General features: G+C 57.3%; 13 protein-coding genes and 1 pseudogene. 5 read left to right on the top strand and 9 right to left on the bottom strand.

The window, feature by feature from the left end; all coding sequences use genetic code 11:
* Positions 1-439 precede the first annotated feature (439 nt).
* Genes NHH03_RS21460 through NHH03_RS21440 form a run of 5 tightly spaced genes read right to left on the bottom strand, consistent with a single transcriptional unit; the run spans position 440 to position 9436 of the window.
* Positions 440-3298, bottom strand: a complete 2859-nt coding sequence (locus tag NHH03_RS21460) for a hypothetical protein (RefSeq protein ID WP_253159497.1) — start codon at positions 3296-3298, stop codon at positions 440-442.
* A 51-nt stretch (positions 3299-3349) separates the two neighbouring features.
* The gene (locus NHH03_RS21455) at positions 3350-4774 is read right to left on the bottom strand and encodes a DUF1501 domain-containing protein (RefSeq protein ID WP_253159496.1); all 1425 of its coding nucleotides are present in this window, start codon (positions 4772-4774) and stop codon (positions 3350-3352) included.
* Positions 4767-7808, bottom strand: coding sequence for a DUF1553 domain-containing protein (locus NHH03_RS21450; RefSeq protein ID WP_253159495.1), 3042 nt, complete (start codon positions 7806-7808; stop codon positions 4767-4769). The genes NHH03_RS21455 and NHH03_RS21450 overlap by 8 nt, the downstream gene beginning before the upstream one ends.
* Complete coding sequence (locus NHH03_RS21445) at positions 7801-8256, bottom strand: hypothetical protein (RefSeq protein ID WP_253159494.1); 456 nt, start codon at positions 8254-8256, stop codon at positions 7801-7803. Before NHH03_RS21445 ends, NHH03_RS21450 begins: the two co-directional genes overlap by 8 nt.
* Positions 8231-9436: a DUF1559 domain-containing protein gene (locus NHH03_RS21440; protein ID WP_253159492.1), complete on the bottom strand. Its 1206-nt coding sequence runs from the start codon at positions 9434-9436 to the stop codon at positions 8231-8233. Before NHH03_RS21440 ends, NHH03_RS21445 begins: the two co-directional genes overlap by 26 nt.
* A gap of 308 nt (positions 9437-9744) precedes the next feature.
* On the opposite strand from NHH03_RS21440, the gene NHH03_RS21435 reads away from it, so the two are divergent.
* The 5 genes and pseudogenes from NHH03_RS21435 to NHH03_RS21415 all read left to right on the top strand — a co-directional run bounded on the left by NHH03_RS21435 (position 9745) and on the right by NHH03_RS21415 (position 16504).
* Complete coding sequence (locus NHH03_RS21435; protein WP_253159490.1) at positions 9745-10332, top strand: sigma-70 family RNA polymerase sigma factor; 588 nt, start codon at positions 9745-9747, stop codon at positions 10330-10332.
* Between the two features lie 17 nt (positions 10333-10349).
* Positions 10350-11825, top strand: coding sequence for a FecR family protein (locus tag NHH03_RS21430; protein WP_253159488.1), 1476 nt, complete (start codon positions 10350-10352; stop codon positions 11823-11825).
* A gap of 390 nt (positions 11826-12215) precedes the next feature.
* A complete protein-coding gene (locus tag NHH03_RS21425) occupies positions 12216-13892 on the top strand; it encodes an arylsulfatase (protein ID WP_253159486.1) in 1677 nt (558 codons plus the stop codon).
* A 138-nt stretch (positions 13893-14030) separates the two neighbouring features.
* Positions 14031-14690 (top strand): annotated as a pseudogene (locus NHH03_RS28445) (peroxiredoxin-like family protein); the annotation flags it as partial.
* Between the two features lie 743 nt (positions 14691-15433).
* Positions 15434-16504 (top strand): potassium channel family protein, encoded by a 1071-nt coding sequence (locus tag NHH03_RS21415; protein ID WP_253159484.1) that lies wholly within the window; start codon positions 15434-15436, stop codon positions 16502-16504.
* Positions 16505-16554: 50 nt separating this feature from the next.
* On the opposite strand, the gene NHH03_RS21410 is transcribed toward NHH03_RS21415, so the two are convergent.
* From NHH03_RS21410 to NHH03_RS21395, 4 genes are all read right to left on the bottom strand, one after another.
* Positions 16555-17223 carry a tRNA (adenine(22)-N(1))-methyltransferase gene (locus tag NHH03_RS21410; protein ID WP_253159482.1) on the bottom strand — a complete coding sequence of 223 codons (669 nt, stop codon included), beginning with the start codon at positions 17221-17223 and terminating at the stop codon, positions 16555-16557.
* 35 nt (positions 17224-17258) lie between these two features.
* Positions 17259-19151 carry a glucosamine-6-phosphate deaminase gene (locus NHH03_RS21405; RefSeq protein ID WP_253159480.1) on the bottom strand — a complete coding sequence of 631 codons (1893 nt, stop codon included), beginning with the start codon at positions 19149-19151 and terminating at the stop codon, positions 17259-17261.
* Complete coding sequence (locus NHH03_RS21400; protein ID WP_253159478.1) at positions 19141-20205, bottom strand: ROK family protein; 1065 nt, start codon at positions 20203-20205, stop codon at positions 19141-19143. The genes NHH03_RS21405 and NHH03_RS21400 overlap by 11 nt, the downstream gene beginning before the upstream one ends.
* A gap of 61 nt (positions 20206-20266) precedes the next feature.
* Positions 20267-21631 carry a right-handed parallel beta-helix repeat-containing protein gene (locus NHH03_RS21395; protein WP_253159476.1) on the bottom strand — a complete coding sequence of 455 codons (1365 nt, stop codon included), beginning with the start codon at positions 21629-21631 and terminating at the stop codon, positions 20267-20269.
* Between the last annotated feature and the right edge of the window lie 153 nt (positions 21632-21784).

Genomic DNA, 21784 nt, shown 5'->3' with positions numbered 1-21784 from the left:
CCTGACCCTAGGCTAGGCTGTCGAACGCCGTTGGCGTAATGAGACCGCAACCAGAGTCAAAAACTTCGCCACATGGTTTTCCACGGTTGCGGCCGCTGGCGTGCCGCTGCGGAGACAGGCCTGCTCGTGCTAGCTCAAGACGTGAGGCGATTGTTCAACCTCACCCTGAAAACCCCCGCCTTGTTGAGCCGTGAGCGAAGCTGCACGACCTCCAAGCGGGAGAGTGAATTGCATAAGCGCAACTTCAAAGCGCGTCAGCGAGGGATTTAGGGTGTCAACGGGATCCCTCGCTGACGCTTCGGGTTGGGATAAAAGCGCAACTTCAATACGCGTCAGCGAGGGATTTCGCCGGTTGATGGGGTCCCTCGCTGACGCTGCGGGTTACCAAAAAACAATGCCCTCACGCGAAAACGCTGGCTTCAAAACGCTTCGCGGCACATCATCGATACTCTAGCTGCGCTGTTGTGGTGCAGGCCTGATCGGTTTGGAATCGAACCCAGTGGGCGCTGAATGAAATGGGAAATTCATACTCCAACGGTTGGCCGGCTTTGACCGAAAATGTCTTGTAGTCGTGCCAGCCGGATTGGTGGTCGACGTCGACTTGCAGTGTGATGTTGACGTCACGATCCGCCGACAGTTGCAATCGCTTGCGATCGTATCCGGTCATCAAGTATGGATCGGACGGCTCGCCAGCTGCCACGGAGGTGTCTTTCCAGGGGCCACCGCGTCCGACCGGTTTGCCAAATCGCCACAGGTCATCGACGCCGCCAAACCACAACCCCAGTCCACGATCCGGATCGCTGAAAACATGATCGCCGACGCGGGCGTCCGCGTCGACGCCGGCCAGTACCAGCAATCCATTCCAAGAACAAAAGTCAGTGATTTGTTTGTGATGGCTAGCCACAGGTCGCATTTGGTGAAAGGCCGGCGGTTGGCCGTTGGTGATCAAGGGGACTTCGTAAAACGTGCCATGAAAGTTTGCCAGGTGACGCTCGGATTCGACCTCGCGCGAGCCTCGCGGCCAGCCCGACGCAAACGGGCGGTCAAATGCTTCGTCGCCTTTGGGCAAGCGTAGATTGATCCCGTTGTGGCGCAGAATCACCGAGGCTTCGTCGACACTGAACTCCGGTTCAATGGCCAACAGTTGCTCCAATTGGCTGTCTTTTTCGGTGGCTTGGAATTCGAAACCGGATTTGGTGAATTCATAGTGTCGGCCATCGCCGGCGATCACCCGCAGATTGCGATTGCGTTTGGCGGGATAGAGTTTTGCCGCCTGCACACTCTTCGAATCAGCAGCGGCAATTCCTGAGAACAGTTCGCGTCCGGAATCGGGCGACTGAAATTGGGCTGTGGTTTGGTGCAAGACGGCAGTAGCCACGCAATCACGGTCCACCTTGAGTCTTAACCAAGTCGCATCGAGGTCTTCGGGCAGTGTGTGGCAGACATATCCGTTGTCGGGCACCACGATTGTCTCGGTTGTGATCCAGTTGCCATTGCCGTGGGCATCGACTTCGATCGTCACGCTGACGTTCGCTGCCGTTGCGCTGGGTTTGGAAGGCAGGTCCAAATCGCTGACCGATGCCAAGTCGTTGGGATCAATGGCCAGGGCGGGCAGTTCGGTGGCGACAAACGCCGTGTGTGGCATACCGAAAGCGCCAGGGCTGTGCTGGGTGTCGTTACCGGGGATCGTGATGGTTCCGGCGGGGAATTTGCGTCGATAGATGATATCATGGTGGTCCTGACCCCAGACCAGCGTCATCGTCGTGCGTTGCCAATCGTCCGGTAGTTCGGTTTCACCGCGTGCATCGACCGCCAAGAAAACGGTGACTGGCTGATTGACGTCGAACGAGTAACCGGCGGCAGGCCGAGTCCAGTCGCCACGTTTTACTGTCACACGAGGCAGACCTTGCAAGGTGTCTGGCAGACGACGGATCGGCTGTTGATCGGTTGCCCGCAGGCCTTGGGTTCCCGTGGTTCGTTTGTCGCCGATTGCCAAATGCAATACGCGACGGTCAAACCCGCCGACCAGAAACGGGTCACTGGGCACGTCGGCTGTCACGGGATCGGCGATCCATGGACCGCCATAGCCACTGGCCGGGCCCCACGATTTCAATTCGTCGAATTGGCCGAACCAGAGATTGGTTTGCGGTTGTCCTGCCAGCGGATTGCCTTGGATGCTGGTTTCGTCTGTTGCCAATACGAGTTGGTCGTTCCAGGCGCAGAAGTCGGGGATGTAGCGCAGGTGACTGGCAATCGGCTTGATGCCAGCGGAGTTGCCGGCGGAAAAGGTTGGGGGGAAATCAAAGAACATGCCGTGCATGTCCATCATCCAGCGGCCGTCTGTGATTTCACGGATCCGTGGCCATTCGGTGTACCAACCGTGGTAGGCGTCGTTGCACATCGCGGCTTTGGGCAGCAGGAACGTGTGCCAGGTGCCGTTGTCCAAGACCTTTAAACGCACGCTGCGGCGATCCCAACCCATCGTCCAGATCGGATCGTCGCCGTCGCTGCCACCGCTGATCCCCGACGGTCCGGTGACTTCGGTGTATTGGCGTCGTTCGATGATCTTCCAATCCACGCCGTCATATTCGGCCAGCACCCCGCGTTCCTCCTGATTTTTGGCGGGGCCACCGACCACCAGATCGTCGTAGGTTCCGGCATGTAGTTCGCCGTTGTTGGAAATCACCAGCCGTCCTTGTGAGGTGTAGCCGCCTTTGCTGTGCCAACCGGGGACGGGTTTCTTGAACAGCCGTTTCACTTCCAAAGTGTGTACGTTGGCTTCCCAGATCGCGCCTTCCATGTCGATGTAGTACACCATGTTGGCCGGGTCGGTTAGGTGACGTGCGATCGCCGTGACTCGCATCGGCATTTTCTTGATCGGGATCACCCGCACCTTGCCCTGCCGGTCGATCAAATAATGGGCGATCAACAGTTGCCCCGATTCAGGATGAATCATCCGGCCGGCCGGCGTCCCACCGACGCTTTCGGGATGAATGGTCAGCTCCAAATCGTTGCTGATCGAATACAGTTTGTGTTCGCTGCCGTTGGGCTGGTGCGGTGCATAGTTGACCATCCACAGTTGGTTGGCCCAGGGAACGACCGCACCGATGCCACACTCGTTGTGTCCGCCTTTGAGATGGGCGCCGTTTTGCGAATAGATGCCGTAGACCGTTAGATGCGGATAAATGCCACTGATATGAATGTCACTGCGTGTGGTTTGGGCCCACGCAGCCCCGGATGTGATCGCGCAAGAAGTGAATCCAACCAACAGTAACCAAACTGACAAAGTGCGATGCATTGTTTCAAACTTGGAGGTGCCGACGCAGGCTCGTCGGATTGGGGAAGTCGACTAAGAGAGGATGTTCCGCACCACGTTGCCATCGACGTCCGTCAGGCGATAGTGGCGACCTTGGAATTTGTAGGTCAGTCGCTGGTGGTCGATGCCCATCAAGTGCAAGATCGTGGCGTGCAGGTCGTGAACACTGACCGGGTCTTCGACGATGTTGTATCCGTATTCGTCGGTTTTTCCGTGGCTGGTTCCGCCCTTGATTCCACCACCGGCCATCCACATGCTGAAGCAACGTGGATGGTGGTCGCGTCCATAGTTGGTCGCCGACAAGTCGCCTTGGCAATAAACCGTGCGGCCGAATTCACCGCCCCAGACCACCAATGTTTCGTCCAGCAGACCGCGGCGTTTGAGGTCCGAAATCAGCCCAGCACTGGCTTGATCGGTTTCTTGACAACGCTGTGAAAGTTGTTTGGGTAAATTGGAGTGCGTGTCCCAGCCACGGTGGAACAATTGGACGAAACGCACGCCTTGTTCACTCAAGCGTCGCGCCATCAGCACGTTGTAGGCAAATGTACCGGGTTTCCGCGCGTCTTCACCGTACAGGTCAAACGTGCTTTCCGGTTCGCTGCTCAGATCGGCCAGTTCGGGGACGGATGTCTGCATGCGGAACGCCATCTCATATTGTGCGATCCGCGTCTGGATTTCTGGATCACCGGTCGCGCCATAGCGAGATCGATTCAGATCACCCAGAACGTCCAGAGTCTGGCGACGCAGATCGGCGCTGATGCCAGCAGGGTTGTTCAGGTTGAGCACCGGATTTTTTCCGCTGCGAAACCGCACACCTTGATGATGCGAGGGCAGAAATCCGGCGCCCCACAATCGGTCGTACAGCGCTTGCCCACCACGGTTGGAGGTCATTGCGACATAGGCCGGCAAGTTTTCATTTTCGCTGCCCAGGCCATAGCTGCTCCAGGCACCGATGCTGGGACGACCGGCGATCTGAAAACCGGTTTGGAAAAACGTGATCGCTGGATCATGGTTGATCGCCTCGGTATGCAGCGAACGGACCAACGCGATCTGGTCGGCCACGCCACCGAGGTGCGGCAGTAACTCGCTGTTGAGTTCCATCGCCGAATCGCCAAAACGGTCGAACTTGAATTTCGATCGCGCAACCGGAAACGAACTCTGGCCGGCGGTCATTCCGGTCAACCGTTGGCCGGCAAACACCGACTCGGGGACCTCTTGACCCTGCATTTTGTCCAGCAAGGGTTTGTGATCGAACAGATCGTGTTGAGGCGGGCCGCCGGATTGGAACAGATAGATGACTCGCTTCGCTTTGAGCGCAAAACGCTTGTAATCCGCCAGAGCGGGAAGGGATGTTTCCGATGCGGTTGTCGATTCGCCGCTCAGTAGTGATGCCAACGCGATCCCACCGAGCCCGCTGGTCGCATTGCCGAGAAAGTTCCGGCGCGGGTGCTTATTCACGTGTGATCACCTCATCCAAGTTCAGTAAGACATTCGCCAATAAGGTGCAAGCGGCCAGTTCAATCGGGTCGCCTTGATCGAATTGCGGTGATCGGCCGACAGTGATCAGTTCGCTCGCCGCGGCGGGTGATTCAGTGAACTCACCGCGGTAACCGTCCAGGGCTTGCTGCAGTGTTTTCCGTTCGTGGGGTTCGGGCGGTCGCGCGGTGACGGTGCGAAATCCAAATCCGATGGGGTCGTCGGTCGCCATCATTCGCACAGCCAACTGACGAGCGCTTTCGACAAATCCGGTTTCGTTCAGCAGCGTCAGCGCCTGAAGTGGCGTGTTGGTGCGTTTGCGACCGACCCAGCACGATTCGCGATCGGCTGCATCAAACACCGACATCGTCGGTGGCGCGACCGTGCGTTTCCAGATCGTGTACAGACTGCGGCGAAACAGGTCCTCGCCGTCTGACTGTTTGTACTTCATCCCCATACTCATTTCCGCCCATAGACCATCGGGTTGGTAAGGGCTAACCGAGGGGCCGCCGACGCGTTCCGCCAGTAATCCCGACACGAACAAGGCTTGGTCGCGTATCGCATGTGCATCCAAACGCAGTCGGGGTGTTCGTGCCAAATACGCATTGGACGGATCCACGTCCAACTGCCGTGGCGTGACCTGGGATCGTTGGCGATAGGTACGGCTGGTGACGATCAACTTTTGCATGTGAGCGATGTCCCAACCGCTGGCGATAAACTCGGTCGCCAACCAATCCAGCAGTTCGGGGTGGCTGGGAAGTTCGCTTTGCGTTCCGAAATCTTCAGGTGTCTTCACCAACCCCGTACCAAAGTACTTTTGCCAATACCGATTGACGGCGACGCGTGCGGTCAACGGATGTTCGGGGGCGACCAACCACATCGCCAATCCCAATCGATTGCGGGGGAAATGTTCGGGCATCGGCGGCAGCATGCCGGGGACCGCGCGCTGAACTTGTTCGCCGTGCTTGTTGTAAACGCCGCGGTTGCGAACAAAGGTCGTTTTGGGCGTCGCCGTATCTTGCATCACCATTACGGTGGGCAGCGTTTTGCGAAACGCGTCCAATGTTTCGCGATGGCGCACATAACGTTTGTACGCCGGCGTGGGTTTGACCTGTGCAAACGTTTGTCGCTCGGGCGACGAGGGATCCGCGCCCAGCAGAGCGACTTCTTCGGCCCACAATTCGTTTGTGTACAAGCGAACGTCGCGCAGGGCACCGATCAGATTTTGACTGTCCGGACGAATGCCGCCGCCCAAGATCAACGGTCGGTTCTGTTTGACACCACCCACGTTACTGTTGGTGTTGTAGGTGACATCGGTGGCGATTGGTTTGCCGTCGAAATAGATCCGCTGCCCACGAGCACTTTGCGAACCGTCATAGGTGATCGTGACATGTGTCCAACGATCGGGCGCCAGCGGAAGTGTGGACGTGGCCCGGCCGACGCCGGCCACCCAACGTGTGATCAAATCAAATTGCAAACGCCCGCCATCGACGAGTGACAGTTCAATGCCGGGGCGAGTGGTCGTCGTGGTTTGCCGCGACAGAATCACACTGTCACGTAGATCATCCGGCCGCAGCCAAAACGCGACTGAAAACGAACTGTCGGCGCGAAAGGTGATCGCTTTCGTGATTTCGCCGATCTCGAGCGTTGAATCGCCATCAAGAACCAGCGAGTTGTCAGCGAAGCTGGCAGCGCCCGTTGCTTTGGCATGTTCTTTCGGCAGTTCGGTCAGTGGAAAGGCGTGCGCCAACGACCGATCAACGAGTTGGACGCTGTCGTCCGGATGATCCGCTGGGTTCAATTGCCTGGCGGCCGTTTCGGTGGCCTGTTCCAGTTCCAGCAGCCGGGCAAATTGTTGGTCGGTCGGAGCCATCGCGGTTGGTTCCGAATTGCCATTCTTGACCGCTCGTCCGGCTTCGGGGACGCTGTTGAAAAACGCCAGTAACTGGTAATAGTCTCGTTGCGAGATGGGATCAAATTTGTGATCGTGACATCTTGCACAGCCGACCGTTAATCCCATCCACAGTGTGGCCGTGGTGTCGACACGGTCGACTGCGTTTTCCAACAAGAATTCTTCGACGACCAATCCGGATTCGGAGTTGTAGCGATGGTTGCGATTGAATGCGGTGGCGATGATTTGGTTGTTGGTTGCTTGCCGAGTCTCGGCGGGCGGCATCAAGTCGCCGGCCAATTGTTGCATCGTGAACTGGTCGAACGGCAGGTTGGTGTTGTAGGCATCGATCACCCAGTCGCGCCAGCGCCATTGAAATCGGGGACCGTCATATTGATAGCCGTCGGTGTCGGCAAACCGCGCAGCGTCCAACCAAGGCAATGCCATGGTTTCACCATAGCGAGGTGATTGCAGCAATCGGTCCACCAGTCGGTCCCAAGCGGCGTCACCATTGCGGCTGTAGTCGGCGACAAACGCATCGACCTGGCTGGGGGCGGGCGGTAATCCATTCAGATCCAACGTGACGCGACGAATCAGTGTTTCGGGGTCGGCTTCGGCAGAAAACGTTAACCCCACGGCATGTTGACGCTGGGCGACAAAGGCGTCGATCGGGTTTTTGGTTTCCTGGTCGACCACCGGTATCGCCGGTCGCACCGGTGGTGCAAACGACCAGTGTTTTGCGAAGTCACCACCGGATTCGATCCAGCGGCGGAGCGTGTGCTTTTCGGCCGCGGTGAGTTTCCGATTACTTTCGTCCGGGGGCATCGGATCGTCTTCGCTTTCGATACGCCGGATCAACTCACTGGCGTCCGCATCACCAGGAACCAACGCGGCGTAACCGCCAAGGTCATGGGTGGCTTCGGTTTGTAGGTCCAATCGTAAACCGGCTTCACGCGTCGCCGAATCGGGGCCGTGGCAGTGAAAGCAATTGTCCGACAGGATCGGCCGGACGTCACGATTGAAATCGATCGCTGTTGTCGTTTGATCCGGCGCTGTACCAGGTGACGCTGCGGTGACAATCGACGCCCAGCAGCAGACGACCCAGACGGCGAGCGATCTAGACACCTTGTCCACCGGTTTGTGCGGCTTCCGCATCGATCCGTGCTTCTTCGGCTTCATAAATGGATTTGTCATCGGCGGGCGGGAGCACGGTGGGGTCAGTGCTGTTACCGCATCCGACGGAGGCCAGTGGCAGGCAAACAGCGATTAACAGGGCAACGCGACAGATCATGATTTTAGTGTATGTCCAGTGACGGATTGGTGGGAAAGTCTCGCCGGCTTGGCAAACGTTTTCGATTTCGGCAAACGAATGCTGTGGCGGGGTTTTTGAGTGGGTTGTTTGAATGTGTGGTTCGCTACCACATGATTCGCCCAGCGGAATCCGGGTCGGCGTCTGGCTCGGTTGTCTACCAAACCGCGGCAGACGCCGTGTGATCGGACTGGGCGACAGCAGGTCGGGTGCCGCCAGCGAAGATGCGTAGCGGAGGTTACAGTTGCTCCTGGATGACTTCACTGCCGCGGATTGATCCCAGCGAGCCCCACAGTCCATAGGGGCTTTTCTGGCCGACATTGTTGTTGTCTTTGGAGATACTCCACCCGCTTTGGGTGTCGCCCGATTCGATGCTGTCACTAATGAACGTGACGGCCCCGTCGGCCATCAAGATGTGGCAACCGCCTTGGTGGCGACTGCTGGCGCTGTAAACACCGTGTTCGAAGTAGGTTCCATAGCCATTGAATCCCATCACGCTGGGTGAGTTGGGTGGCAGGGTTGTGGTGATAGCGGTCAGGGCGGGTAGCGAGTCATACCAGCGTCCGCCGCGAGATTGACCCAGTGTCAGCCAGAGTTCACTTTCCGGCACACCATAGAATTGAGGTCGATCCGGATTACGTTTTGTATTCAGGATGCCGGGACCACGTGAGACCGTTTCGGATCCGCCGCTGCCGGTCCAGTGCGAGTTGTTCAGGATCCCGCCGACCACGCCGCGATCACCCAGGTACGTGGCGATCTCTGCCATCGCAATGGTGTTACTACTGCCGTCCAAGATATCGCGGAAACCCCGGTAGGCTTCTCGCGTGAAGACGCCTCGCAATGATCCTTGGTCGATGTACTGGTTCGGGGTCGATGGTGGCGACGTGTTCCAGTTGGTGTGGACGTTATAGAAGATGCGTTTGACGGCATCACCCAGGCTGTAGGCATAGTTGGTGACCGCGGCACCGGCAGCCGGTTGGCCGGGATCCGATGGACAGCGATACCCGGGGACCTGGGTACGCCAGGGCGTGTAGTCGTCCAGGTCATGGTGAAGCTGTGGACCGAAAGCCGGCCAGCCGACACCGCTGCCGATCGTGATTGGTTCGACGGGAGATTGCCCGGCCTGGGCCAACATCGGATTCGACATCGTGTCCCACAGCCCCTGTTGTTCAATGAACGGCAGGATCGAAACGAACAGGTTTAGCCGGCCGACATGCTTGCGGGTCCCGTGTCCCGCACTGGGGAATTTTTTGAACGAGGCGTGGTAGTTGTGCAGCGCCAAACCGATCTGTTTGAAGTTGTTGCTGCAAGACATCCGTCGTGCCGCCTCGCGAGCCGCCTGGACCGCCGGCAACAACAGGCCAACCAGTATTCCAATGATCGCAATGACCACCAACAGTTCCACCAGCGTGAATGCCTGGCGGGATTGTCGTTGATTTGACATCCCAAAAACCTTTTTTGAAGAAAATAGAGGACAACAGTGGAAAAGAATCGCGGTAGCGGATCTTGCAGAAGGAGGCTTGGATTCCACTGCAAATGGGACTAATTCACCCGTCAGGCGGCTGAATGCGGTCCATCGACCCGCTAACGTGAAGGGGAAAGAGCAGTTGCCAATTCAATTGGACTCGTAAAATTGCGATTTCTTCAAATTTCGATCTGGCAACGCGTCCAATTTGCGTCGCGACCGCTCTCTGATAGGCGAACGGGTCGTGGCGGTTTAGGCTCCCAACTGCGTGGTAAATGAAGATGTCGATGATGGATTCGTCTCCGGCTAGCGGTGCAGGCGATGGTGCTGCGCCGATGGGTCAGGATGAATCGCTTTCGCAGGAGGACCTGACGTCGGAGTTTTTGGGCTTATTCGCCAAACACCAGCGATCGATCCTGCTGTATCTGACCAGTCTGTTGCCGACCCAAAATGATGTCGACGATGTCTTTCAAGAGACGAGTTTGGCGCTGTGGCGAGAATTCGACTCGTTTACCCTGGGGACAAATTTTGGTGCCTGGGCGTGTTCGATCGCTTTCAATCGAGTCCGGGCCTGGCGCTCGCGACGCTCACGCGAGTCGCTGGTGTTTAGCGAAGCGTTTTTGCAAGCCGTCTCGGATGAACTGATTGAGAAGTCCGGGTTCTACGAAGAACGCGTGAAAGCCCTGGAGAGCTGTATCAACGCCTTGCCCGATCACCATCGTGAACTGGTCCGCCATCGCTATGATTCCGGATACAGCGTCGAAGACATTGCCGAACAGGCCCAGCGATCGCCGGTGGCTGTCTATCGAATGCTCAGCCGGGTTCGTCACGCGCTGCATGATTGCGTGACCGCACGCTTGAATCAGCAACTCTGATCACAGGAAACTCCCTCATGAACCCGAACAACGAACGTTGGCAGCATTACCGCCAATTGTGTGACGCGGTGCTGGACGGTACTGCCGACAGGGATCAGCAGACCGAGTTTGAAGCGTTGATTTTGGCTGATCCCGACATGAAACGCGACTACGTCCAACTGCTGCACCTGGAATCGACGCTTCGATTGCGCAGCGGTCGCGGACTTTCCCCGGTCGAGCAAGAGTTCAATGTCGCGGCGGAGCGATCCGCAGCCAACGCACCTGTTCAGGTTGACTCGCCAGACCCCATGTCCAAACCGATCGCGGCCGGCGGATGGCAGCGGATTGCTTTGGCAGCCACGGTGTTGGTGGCGTTGGGGTTGTGGTCGGGGCGCTGGTGGGGTGGGCAGCCGGTGATTGCAACGATGGGGACCACCGACAGTTGCAAATGGGTGTCGTCGGATTTGCCGACCAACGTGGGGGCCGCTTTGACTCCGGGACGCTTGATTCTCGATTCGGGGATTGCCGAACTGCGGTTTCCGAAGGTGGATTTGCGAATGGAGGGGCCGGCTGATCTGGAACTGATCAGTTCCAGTCGCTGTCGCGTACGCGCGGGTCGCGTTTATGCCGAAGTCAAAGCCGGTGGCGAAGGCTTTGTTGTCGAGACACCGACATCCGTTTTGACTGATCGTGGGACTCGATTCGGAGTCAACGTGGGCCCCGGGGGCGATTCGGATTTGACCGTTTTGGAAGGCCGCGTCGATGCCCAGCATTTGGCCAGTGGCGTGGTCCAGACCGTTCATCCAGCATCGGGTCTGCGGCTGACAGCCGGATTGACCGAACCCTTGCAACAAACGCCGCAAATGTCGCCGGCGGTAGCGAAGACCCGCACGGATGATGATTCGCTTCGAGTCGTGCAATTGTCAACGGCGGTGGGGCAGGGTCGCGACGGCTATGTGATCGCCGGGCAGGAGGAATCAGAAACCGATGCCAGTGGAATGTTGCTGGTCAAGAGACCCCCGGTCAATGAGGGCCAAGAACACTGGCGACGCGTCGCCTGTCTGCATTTTGATCTGACACTGCTGGACCGCAGCACGATTCGCTCGGCGCGATTGCGATTGCAGGGGCTACCCAGCGGTTTGGGATACCTGTCGCTGACACCCGACACCACGATCGCGGTTTACGGTTTAACCGATCAGTCATTAGAGGACTGGTCTGCGGAAACACTCGACTGGAAGCATTGCCCTGGGATTCAGGTCCAGCCATTTCAAGTCGATCGCCAGAAGACGCAATTGTTGGGCAAATTCTTGGTCCCCAGCGATCACACCGCAGGTGTTTTTGGAATCGAGGGTGATTCTCTGGTGCAGTTCCTGCAAGCCGATCGCAACGGTGGGGCGACCTTGATCCTGGTCTCAGAAACTGCAGGTCAGGGCGCTAGTTATGTCCACGGTTTCGCCAGTAGCCAAAACGCCGAACTTCCGCCGCCGACATTGCGTTTAGGCGTCGCCGACTAATGGCGCCTCGCTGGTGTGGAGGATTTATCCGACCGGGCCTGTGGCAGCCAGGCATTGTTAGAGGCCGGAGGCCGGTACAGCCTCTGCCGGTGGCGTCAGCCACCGGTTTCTAAAGCCAGTTCAGATCGAGCCCGGCAGGGCGGCACAACGGCTGTTCGTCGGATTGGGTGTGTCGCCCGCTGGGCTTGTCCGGGAATGTGGTTGGCAACCGTGGCCTGACGACCACGGCAGCGGTTCTGTCGGCCTCCGGCCCGGGGGGAAGCAACTGCGCTGGTGTGGAGGATTTATCCGACCGGGTTTGGGGGCTCGCAGTGGGTTACACTGATCGTCGCTCGGCTACGACCAGATCGGTCTTGCTGTGACCCTGTCCGTTCGTTCTTTGTGAGTCTGATGAGAGTTGCCCGTTTGATCCAACATTGTTTCGCCGTTTGGGGATGTTTGTCGGTCTGTTTGTTTGCCAGCGCTGCGATGGCTGCGGAGCGACCGAATATTGTCGTGCTGTTTGCCGATGACATGGGGTTTTCCGATGTCGGTTGCTTTGGCAGTGAGATCAACACACCGAACATCGATCGCTTGGCTTCCGGCGGCGTCCGACTGACGCACTTCTACAACACCGGTCGCTGCTGCCCGTCGCGGGCATCGATTCTGACGGGGTTGTATTCCCATCAAGCCGACATTGGTCACATGGCCGGCGATTTGGGGGTGCCTGGTTATCGTGACCGCATCAGTCACCAAGCGGTCACCCTGGCCGAAGTCCTGGGGACGGCCGGGTACCACACCATCATGAGTGGCAAATGGCACTTGGGTTGGCGAGATGAAGGCAGTCCCACGGCACGCGGCTTCCAACATTTCTATGGCACCCGTGGCTACATCGACAGTTATTACACCATCGTTCCTCGCACCGAAGTCTATTTGAACGACAAACTGGTGTTGCCCGTGGGTGAGCACCCGGTCAACGATTTGCATCCCGACCAGCAGTGGTACACCACCGACGTGTTCACTGATTATGCATTGCATTTCATCGACGAAGTTCGCGAGCAAGACGACGAACCGTTTTTCGTTTACCTGGCTTACAACGCGCCTCATTTTCCGCTGCATGCCAAGCCCGAAGACATCGATCGTCACCGCGGCCACTATCGCGACGGTTGGCAAGCACGTCGCCAGGCACGTTATCAGCGGTTGGTCGAACTGGGCGTCTTGGATGGCTCCTGGCCGTTGTCGCCGTTGGACGTTCCCGAGTGGGAGACGTTGACTGAAAAACGGCGTGATGACATGGATTTCAAGATGGCATTGTTCGCCGCGATTGTCGATCGGCTGGATCAAAACATTGGTCGCGTGATCGACCATCTGCAGCAGATCGGCGAACTCGACAACACGTTGATCCTGTTCCTGTCGGACAATGGAGGCACCAAGGAAACGGGTTTGTTTGGCATCAAAGGTGAAGAAAATACGGTCGACAACTACGACCAGTGGAAATCGAAAGGCGGCTGGACCAGCAGCTACGGTCAGGGCTGGGCCGGACTCAGCAACGCGCCCTTTCGCCGCTACAAACGTGAAAACCACGAAGGTGGAATCAGTGCACCGTTCATCGCCCATTGGCCCGAGCGAATCAAAGCGGCCGGTCAATTGCGTCACCAACCGGCACACCTGATCGATCTGATGCCGACGTTCATCGAGGTTGCCGGTGCATCCTATCCAACCGAATTTGCCGGCAATCCGATTCAGCCGCTGCCCGGCCGTAGTTTAATGCCGGTGTTCGATGGCGATCAGCAACCGCAGCGAACGCTGTACTGGGAACACGAAGGAAATCGTGCGGTTCGCGAGGGGGATTGGAAACTGGTCGGACTGCGGAACCAGCCTTGGGAACTGTACGACATCGCCGCCGATCGCACGGAGCTCAATAACGTGATTGAAAATGACCCCCAGACCGCAGCGCGGTTGAAAGCCAAATGGGATCGATGGGCTGACGAGGTGGGGGTGTTAACGCCCCAGGAGTTTGACCAGGCTCGCCAGCGGGCTCGGCAAAAGAACAAAACCAAGTCTACCGCAGCCAAGCCTGGGAGTTAGTTGCATCGCTTCGGACGCCGTGGTTGACTCAATCGCTATGCTGTCTGTTCGGCTTCTGTTTGTTATCACCCAAAACCACTAGGAACTGTGATGCGTTTGATCATCTTGGCGTTGGCCACCGTTGTCGCCGCAGTCGGCATGGCACAAACCACCACGCCAGAACCGCTGGCGCCAAAGTTACAAGAGCTTGTCGATGGCGCGTCAAAGCGTTATCCACCTGAAGTGTTGTCGGTCTTCAAAGACGGCGTGCAAACGGTCAAGGCGACTGGCATTGAGCAGTCCGCGCGTCAAGTCGGACAGGGTGCAATCGATGCCGAATTGGCCGGTTGGGACGGCAAGAACGTTCGCTTGAGTGAGCTCTGGAAACAGGGCCCGGTGGTGTTGATGTGGTACCGCGGTGGTTGGTGTCCGTATTGCAACGTCCAACTGCGAGCGATGCAACACCAGCTGTCAGCAATCGAAGGTGCAGGCGCCAAACTGGTCGTTTTGACGCCGGAGTTGCCCGAGAAAGCCAAACAGACGGCAGAGGCAAATGATTTGGATCTGGTCGCATTGCACGACAAAGACAATGCATTGGCAAAACAGTACGGCATCGTTTTTGATTTGCCCGCGCCGATCATCCCGATGTACCGCGACCGATTGAAACTGGGCAGCTACAACGGCAACGACAAAATGGAGTTGCCGCTGTCGGCGACCTATGTGATCGATCGTAACGGCAAAATCACTTACGCCTACTTGAACGCCGACTACACCAAACGCGCCGAACCGGCCGAAGTTTTGGCCGCGGTGCAAGCGATCGCTCCGACAACACAGACCGCAGGGTCTGGCGAATCATTGCTTGACGATTACACCGCCGCAGAGCATCCGACCCGCCAAGCAATGCGCGGTGATTGGGAAATCAAACAGGGAATCGCTTCGGTCAAACAAGACGACGCGCTGTACAAAAAATTCAAAAACCATGGACCGATCATGGTGTATCCGATCCTACATCGCGATGCCGCTGCGGTCGTGGAATTCAAACCACAGGGCTGCAAGACCGTCGTGTTCACGATGGATGCTGCGGACGGTGGCCATGCGTTTCGTGTGGTCCTGCGAACCGGCGCCGCGGATCAACCGAGCACGATCCAAACCTACACCGAAAAGCCGGCCGGTGGAAAAGCCAAGCCGATCGTGCTTAGCAAAGACGTTCCCCATTTAGACGACGGGCAGTGGCAGCGGATCGAGGTCAAAGTGCAAGGCGAACGAGCCACCGTCAGCTTCGGCGGCAAAACGTTTGACGTCCAGCATCCACGCATCGCACAGCCCAAAAAGATCGTCAAGCTCGGGTTCTCGTTCGGAGAGTTGGCGATTCGATCGTTCGAGTTGGATCAGCTCTGAAAGTCTCGAATGCACTGAATGGCTGGTCAGTGAAACTCCACAAACCGTGGTTAGTGTCTGTGGAGGAGGCCTTGCGGGAGTGAAAGCTTGACGGTCAGCACTGACGGTGGGACCTTGATTGCTGCCGCACCGTTTCTTGGGGCTTCACAGGTACGCAATCACTGATGAACAGTTCCACGTCGATTCACAAAATGAAGCTGGGTATGGCCGTCTTGCTGGCCACCTGCGTGATCGCCGTGTTCGGATACGTGATTGCCGGGTGGAGCGCATTGGATTCGGTCTACATGGTTGCCATCACCATTTTTGGTGTCGGATACGGCGAAGTCCGTCCGATCAGCGATCCACGATTAAAGCTGTTTACGTTGGGGGTGGTTGTCACCGGTTGCAGTTCCGGGATTTATGTCCTGGGCGGTTTCGTTCAGATGATTGCCGAGGGCGAGATTCAACGTGCATTGGGAGCCAGACGGATGAGTCGTGGAATTGAACAGACAACTGGTCACGCAATCATTTGCGGCTATGGTCGAGTCGGTCGCAGCCTAGTGCAGGAACTGCGTCAGTCGGGAGTCCAGTTTGTTGTGGTGGATCGCAACACCGATCGACTGGTTGAGGCCGAACGCGCGGGGATTTTAGTGGTTTCAGGTGATGCCTCGGATGAAGCCACGCTGCGCCGCGCCGGGATCGACCGAGCAACAGTACTGGCAACCGTCCTGCCCGGCGATGCGGAAAACGTCTTTGTCACGTTGACCGCACGGGAGTTGAGTGAATCGATCCAGATCATTGCCCGTGGCGAGTCGGAGGCGACCGAGCGAAAACTGATTCGCAGTGGCGCCAATCGCGTTGTATTGCCGACGATGATCGGGGCCTCCAAAATTGCACACCTGATCGCTTGTCCGACGGTTGAATCATTGGTCGGCGATACGCGGGCATTTTCACGTTTGAATCAGGATTTGGATTCTTTCGGATTGGGAATGATGCAGATCCCGATCGGCGATCAGTCCGCGTTGGTCGGTTCCACGATTCGTGAAATTGAATTGACCGGTGATGGCGGTCATGTGGTGGTCGCTATCAAACGCGCTGGTGGTCACGTCCAGCGGAACCCCAAAATGGATGATGTGATTGGTGCCGGGGACCAGTTGATCGTCCTGTCACACAAAGAAGATCTGCCGTCAGTCAGTCGACGTGCGGCCCAGTCGGCGGAAACGATGGTCTATCGTGGCACTCGCCATTCAGGATAACGCCGATGACGAGTTTCTGACATCGCTGCGTTGGCTGCTGTTGACTCTTGTTAGTTCTGTCGGTTCGACAGCTCGACCAGCACCCGATCGAGCGTTTTCAACCGTTGCGCTGCGTCCGGCCCGAGACGGTCCAGTCGGCTGAGGTAGTGCTGTTCTTGTTCCAGGCGGCGGACCCAATGTGGTTCGCGTCGTCGCATCAGGTGCGGGCCGAACAATTCGGCAGCGTCGCGATCGATGCCGGCATAGGCCGGGTCATCGCCCGGCCCCTGGTGCTGGAATCGCAGGATCACAAAGGCGCGTTGACCTGTGGTCACTTGCTCGTCGATCAATCGGTACCCCTGTCGCTGTCCCCAGCGGCGGACCGTTTCGGGGCTGCGATTGGGTTGCAGTATCACAACCGGTGGAATGCGATCGGCTGCCGCCGACAGAATTTGACTGATCGACTGACCGCCCATCCCACAGATACTTAGACAGTCCGCTTCGCCCGGTTCTAACCCGGCCAGTCCATCGGCCAAGCGAACCTGTGCGGGCAGTCCCCTGAGGTTTCGTTGAGAATTGAGAAACGGTTGCTGTTTGTTTTCGATCGCAATGCCACGCTCGATGCGTCCCGCCATGAGCAAGGCTTTCAGCAAATGCCCGTGATCCGAACCAATGTCAGCATGCACATCGCAGCGAATTTGTTGGGCAACGCATTTGAGGCGTTGGTCTAGACGTGGCACGTTGTGAGAGTCGGCGTGTGTGGGGCGGTTGGCAGTTATTGCGGTTGGTCGTCAAGACCTTTCCAACGCACGAATCCTTCGATCGCTTGATACTGGGCCAGTCCGAGTTTGTCGTAGATCATTGCCGTTTGAGCATTCCGAGCTTCGGCCCGCTGCCAAAATTCTCTGGCATCGGATCCGGGGAACAGAGCCCGGTCCTTTTGCGATTCGTGCTTGAAAATGGCATCGCGTTTGCGATCGACTTCCTGCGGACTCAGTGGAACCGCCATCTCGATTTCATAGGGTGCCCATTCTTGCCAGGCACCACGGTACAGCCACACCGCGGTCGATGCGAACCAATCATCGTCACGACATTCGTGACAGGCGGCAAAAATAACGTCCAGGCAGGTTCGGTGCGTCCCGTGTGGGTCACTCAGATCACCGGCGGCATAGATCTGATGCGGTCGGATTTCACGCAACAGGTCGGCCGTGATTTGTACATCGGATCCACCGATCGGATTTTTGCTAACGGTTCCTGTTTCGTAAAACGGTAGATTCAAATAGTGCAGTCGTTCGTCATCGACTCCACACACCCGAGCCCCCGCCATCGCTTCGCCACGACGGATCAATCCCTTTAACCGACGGACGTTTTCGTTATCGACGCTGCCGGACGTCTTGTTGCAAATCGCATCGATCATTTGTCCAGTCAATTGCTGAATCGGATCGCTGAACACGTCAAATTCGCGGCAAAAATCGGCCGCGAATTCAGCGAATCGCAATGCATCATCGTCAAACACCGCCAGGTTGCCGGACGTTTGATAGGCCACGTGGACTTCGTGGCCCTGGTCAGCCAGTCGCGTCAGTGTGCCACCCATCGAGATCACATCATCGTCGGGGTGGGGAGAGAACAAGACGATGCGTTTAGGAAACACCGTTTCGGGCTGTCCGGGTTTTCCGGCCGGCCAACCGGTGATGGTGTTTTGCAAGTGCCGAAACACAGACAGATTGATTTCATACGCCGATCCATATTCGGCAAGCAAACTTTGCAATCCGTTTTCGTTGTAGTGGGCATCGGTCAGCATCAACACTGGCGTCGCGACCGATTGCGACAGTGCGATCACGGCGCGACGAACCATCAGGCTGTCCCATTTGACAGGGCCGACCAGCCAAGGCGAACGGATTTCCGTCAGGTTGGCAGCGGCTGATGAGTCGAGGAAATACTCGACATCGTCGTGATGTTGCAAAAACGTTGCGGGGACCGACGCCGCAACCTCGCCTTCGATCGACCGCGCCACGATCGCCGCTTTGCCTTCGCCGAACGCCATCAGAATGATGCGACGGGCGTCCAGGATCGTGCCGACTCCCATCGTGATGGCGCGTCGCGGGACGTTTTCGACGCCAAAAAAATTGCTGGCGGCATCAATCCGCGTCATCGAATCCAATGTGATCGGACGCGTCCGCGAATCAGTGTCCGATCCAGGCTCATTGAAACCGATGTGTCCGCGGCGGCCGATGCCCAGAATCAATAGATCGATGCCACCGCATTCATCGATCGCACGTTCGTATCGTTGACAATGATCGGCAAGTTGTTCTTGGGCAAGCGTACCATCGGGAATATGGATTTGATCCGCCGGTACATCGATGTGATCGAGCAAGTGTTCGTGCATGAAGCACGCGTGGCTTTGTAAACATTCGGGCTGCATCGGCAGGAATTCATCGAGTGTGAACACCGAAACGTTTGCAAACGACAGTCCTTCGCGGTGCAAGCGGAGCATTGCGGCGTAGATGTTGACGACGGTTGATCCGGTGGCCAATCCCAACACACAGTTGCGGCCTTCGGCGGCTCGGCTGCGTACCAATGTGGCGATCTCAAGTGCTACCGCTTCGCTGGCATCTCGGGCTTCGGGGAAAACGCGGAAAGGAATGGCAGGGTGAGGATCAATCTTCATGGCGAGATTCTGAATTGCGATCGAAGTCATGTTCGCACGCAGTTTGACTTGCATGACGCGCCGCGCCGAGCATGCCGGCATCGTTTCCTAGCGTGGCAAAATCGATCTCCAGGCCGGATCCGGCTTGGACGAGTGATAGACGCACGGTTTCTTGGTGAATTGTCTTCAAAAAATCGCGCCCGGTTTTTGTTTCCAGTCCACCAAACGTGACCGCGCCGCCGAGCAACACGACCGAGGGGTCAGCGATCTGGGCCAGCATCGCGATGGCGCGGCCCAAATGCACGGCGGTGCGGCGGACCGTTTCGATTGCCACTTGGTCACCCTGCTCGGCCGCGGTGGCAATGGTTTGTGGTGACAGACGCGGCAGAATCCGCAGACAAGACGGATGATCGCTGTTGTCCAGTTGTTCGGTGGCGGTCATCACGATGCCCGCCGCACCGGCGTAGGCCTCCAAATGTCCCGCGCGGCCACACCCACAGGGTCGTGCATCAGGACTATGGTCAATCGTAACGTGTCCGATTTCACCGCCGCAGCCATGGCTGCCGTTGACCGGTCGGCCGCCAACGATGATCCCGCCGCCGATCCCTGTGCCGAGTGTCAGTAGCGCGAGCGACTCGGTTCGATGACGCCCATGAAACGCCTCTCCAAGCGCCGCGGCGTTGGCGTCGTTGATGACCGCCACCGGTCTTTCAAACACTTGGATCAATTCTTGACGGAATCCGATCCCATGCCAGGAGTGCAAATTGGCGGTTTCCTTCAACGTCGCCGTGGATTCATCGATCACACCGGCCATCGCCAGACCCACCGAATGCAGATCGTTCACGCTGGCGTCGACGGCGTTTAATTTTTCGGTGGCGAACGATTTGGCCTGGCGAAAAACATCTGTCGGAGTCTTGCACTGTGCGGTGGAGAACCGACCGCGTGAAATCAAGGTGTCGCCTCGTAAGATTCCGAGCTTGACCGAGGTGCCGCCCAAATCAATTCCCATCACATAGGCATCGGAATCGGGTGCGGGCGTGTCACTATCGTCGACGTGGTTCACAGTCGAAATCATCCGGGTTTTTTGTCAGCGGGGAGAGGGGGCCCCACATTCTAATCCCAACGTGACAGCAGCATTAGCGTTTTCGAAATCGATTGGAATCCAGCAGGGCATCATTGTCACCCAGCTGGTGGATGTCCACGGCATTACCATCGGTGGCAGTGAAAAGACAATTCGAAATTCGGCTGAAAGTGACTGTGTCCAGCAGAATTGCCGCGCCGGAGAAGGCCGAAAAACTGCAGCCATTCAAATTGACTGCGTCACAGCGACGCAATTGAACCACCGCGGGCTGATCCGCATCACCGCCAAAATGCTCGCCGCTGAGCGTCACATCGCGACAGTCTTCCAAGATCACTCCCAGTTTTGCACTGCCACCGTCGCCGTAGTGATATCGTGGATTGCGGTCATACAGGTTCCCCGAGAAAACCATCTGGTGACAATCTTTGGCGATTACGTTTGCCGTGTAGCCCTTCCACATGGTGTTGCCGCTGATCGTGATGCCACGAACCTGTTTCAGATCGATGTTGGTTTGCACGTCCGACAGAACGTTGTCGGCAATCGTGATGTTTCCTGTTTTCAATTCGTCGGTGAACGGTCGCGTGTTGGACAATCCGTTGATACGGATGTTGGCCGAATCAGGTGCATCGTGGGTGTGCTGGATGGTACAGCCGACGATCGCGACTTCGCCGACAGAAGTGCCGGTCGAATCCAGCCAGACGTTTGCGGTGGGTGTTGAATTTGGGCCACCCATATTGCCTTCGATGTCGCAGGTGCCGATTTGCAGATTGCGGATTTCGCTGTCTTTGGCAACCACCCCGCCACCGGCGTTGTAACTGATGTGACAATTGGCAATGTTGATTTGGTGCAGATTCAGTTTGTCCATGAACACTCCCACGCCACGGTTTTCATAGAGGTGGCATTCTGAAAGCGTGACGTTACGGTTGCGCCCTGTGAGATGGATCGCATGCTTGGCATGACGTACGACGACGCGTGTCAACGTCAGTTGCATGGTCCCATCGGCTTCGATGCCACAGGCGTCCGGATCAGCGCCGATGATCTCGATGCCATCGACCATCGGAGTCCGCTGGCGATCCCAAACGTTCGCTTTGACCGATGCGGGGCTGGCGGTGCCATCGTGTGTGCCGATGAACCGGAATGCCGGGCCGGGGGATTCCATCCGGAACTGAGCCACGCCGTTGCCAGACAGGCTGGTCCAGCCGACCCGATCCAAATCGATCAAGATTGGCTTGGTCAACCGATACACGCCGCGATCGAAACAAAGTGCACCGGATTGGCGATCGACGGCAGCTTGAATGGCCGCGGTGTCGTCGGTCTGTCCATCGCCGGTGACGCCTTCGATCACAGCGGCATGTGTAGAGACCGAAAACAGAGACGTGATCAGCAGTGCCAATAAAAACCGCCGATGAATCGTATGGATCATTTGGTTGTCTGTCGTTGTTGTGATGGATCGGAAGAACCAGATGATAACGCGCGGTGAATGTAGCTGGGCGACGTCAGGCCACGAACCATCGCTAGCTTGACGCATGAGTTTGGAAGCCAGCGTTTTTTTGGTAACCCGAAGCGTGAGTTTTGA

This window comes from Stieleria tagensis (genome assembly GCF_024129865.1).
Taxonomy (GTDB): Bacteria; Planctomycetota; Planctomycetia; order Pirellulales; family Pirellulaceae; genus Stieleria; species Stieleria tagensis.
This window is presented reverse-complemented; position numbering and strand designations above follow the sequence as displayed.

Excerpts from the sequence above, each read along its gene's own strand:
- NHH03_RS21460 (WP_253159497.1), bottom strand. The coding sequence starts at position 3,298 with ATGCATCGCACTTTGTCAGTTTGGTTACTGTTGGTTGGATTCACTTCT.
- NHH03_RS21440 (WP_253159492.1), bottom strand. The coding sequence starts at position 9,436 with ATGTCAAATCAACGACAATCCCGCCAGGCATTCACGCTGGTGGAACTG.
- NHH03_RS21435 (WP_253159490.1), top strand. The coding sequence starts at position 9,745 with ATGATGGATTCGTCTCCGGCTAGCGGTGCAGGCGATGGTGCTGCGCCG.
- NHH03_RS21430 (WP_253159488.1), top strand. The coding sequence starts at position 10,350 with ATGAACCCGAACAACGAACGTTGGCAGCATTACCGCCAATTGTGTGAC.
- NHH03_RS21425 (WP_253159486.1), top strand. The coding sequence starts at position 12,216 with ATGAGAGTTGCCCGTTTGATCCAACATTGTTTCGCCGTTTGGGGATGT.
- NHH03_RS21415 (WP_253159484.1), top strand. The coding sequence starts at position 15,434 with ATGAACAGTTCCACGTCGATTCACAAAATGAAGCTGGGTATGGCCGTC.
- NHH03_RS21405 (WP_253159480.1), bottom strand. The coding sequence starts at position 19,151 with ATGAAGATTGATCCTCACCCTGCCATTCCTTTCCGCGTTTTCCCCGAA.
- NHH03_RS21400 (WP_253159478.1), bottom strand. The coding sequence starts at position 20,205 with ATGATTTCGACTGTGAACCACGTCGACGATAGTGACACGCCCGCACCC.
- NHH03_RS21395 (WP_253159476.1), bottom strand. The coding sequence starts at position 21,631 with ATGATCCATACGATTCATCGGCGGTTTTTATTGGCACTGCTGATCACG.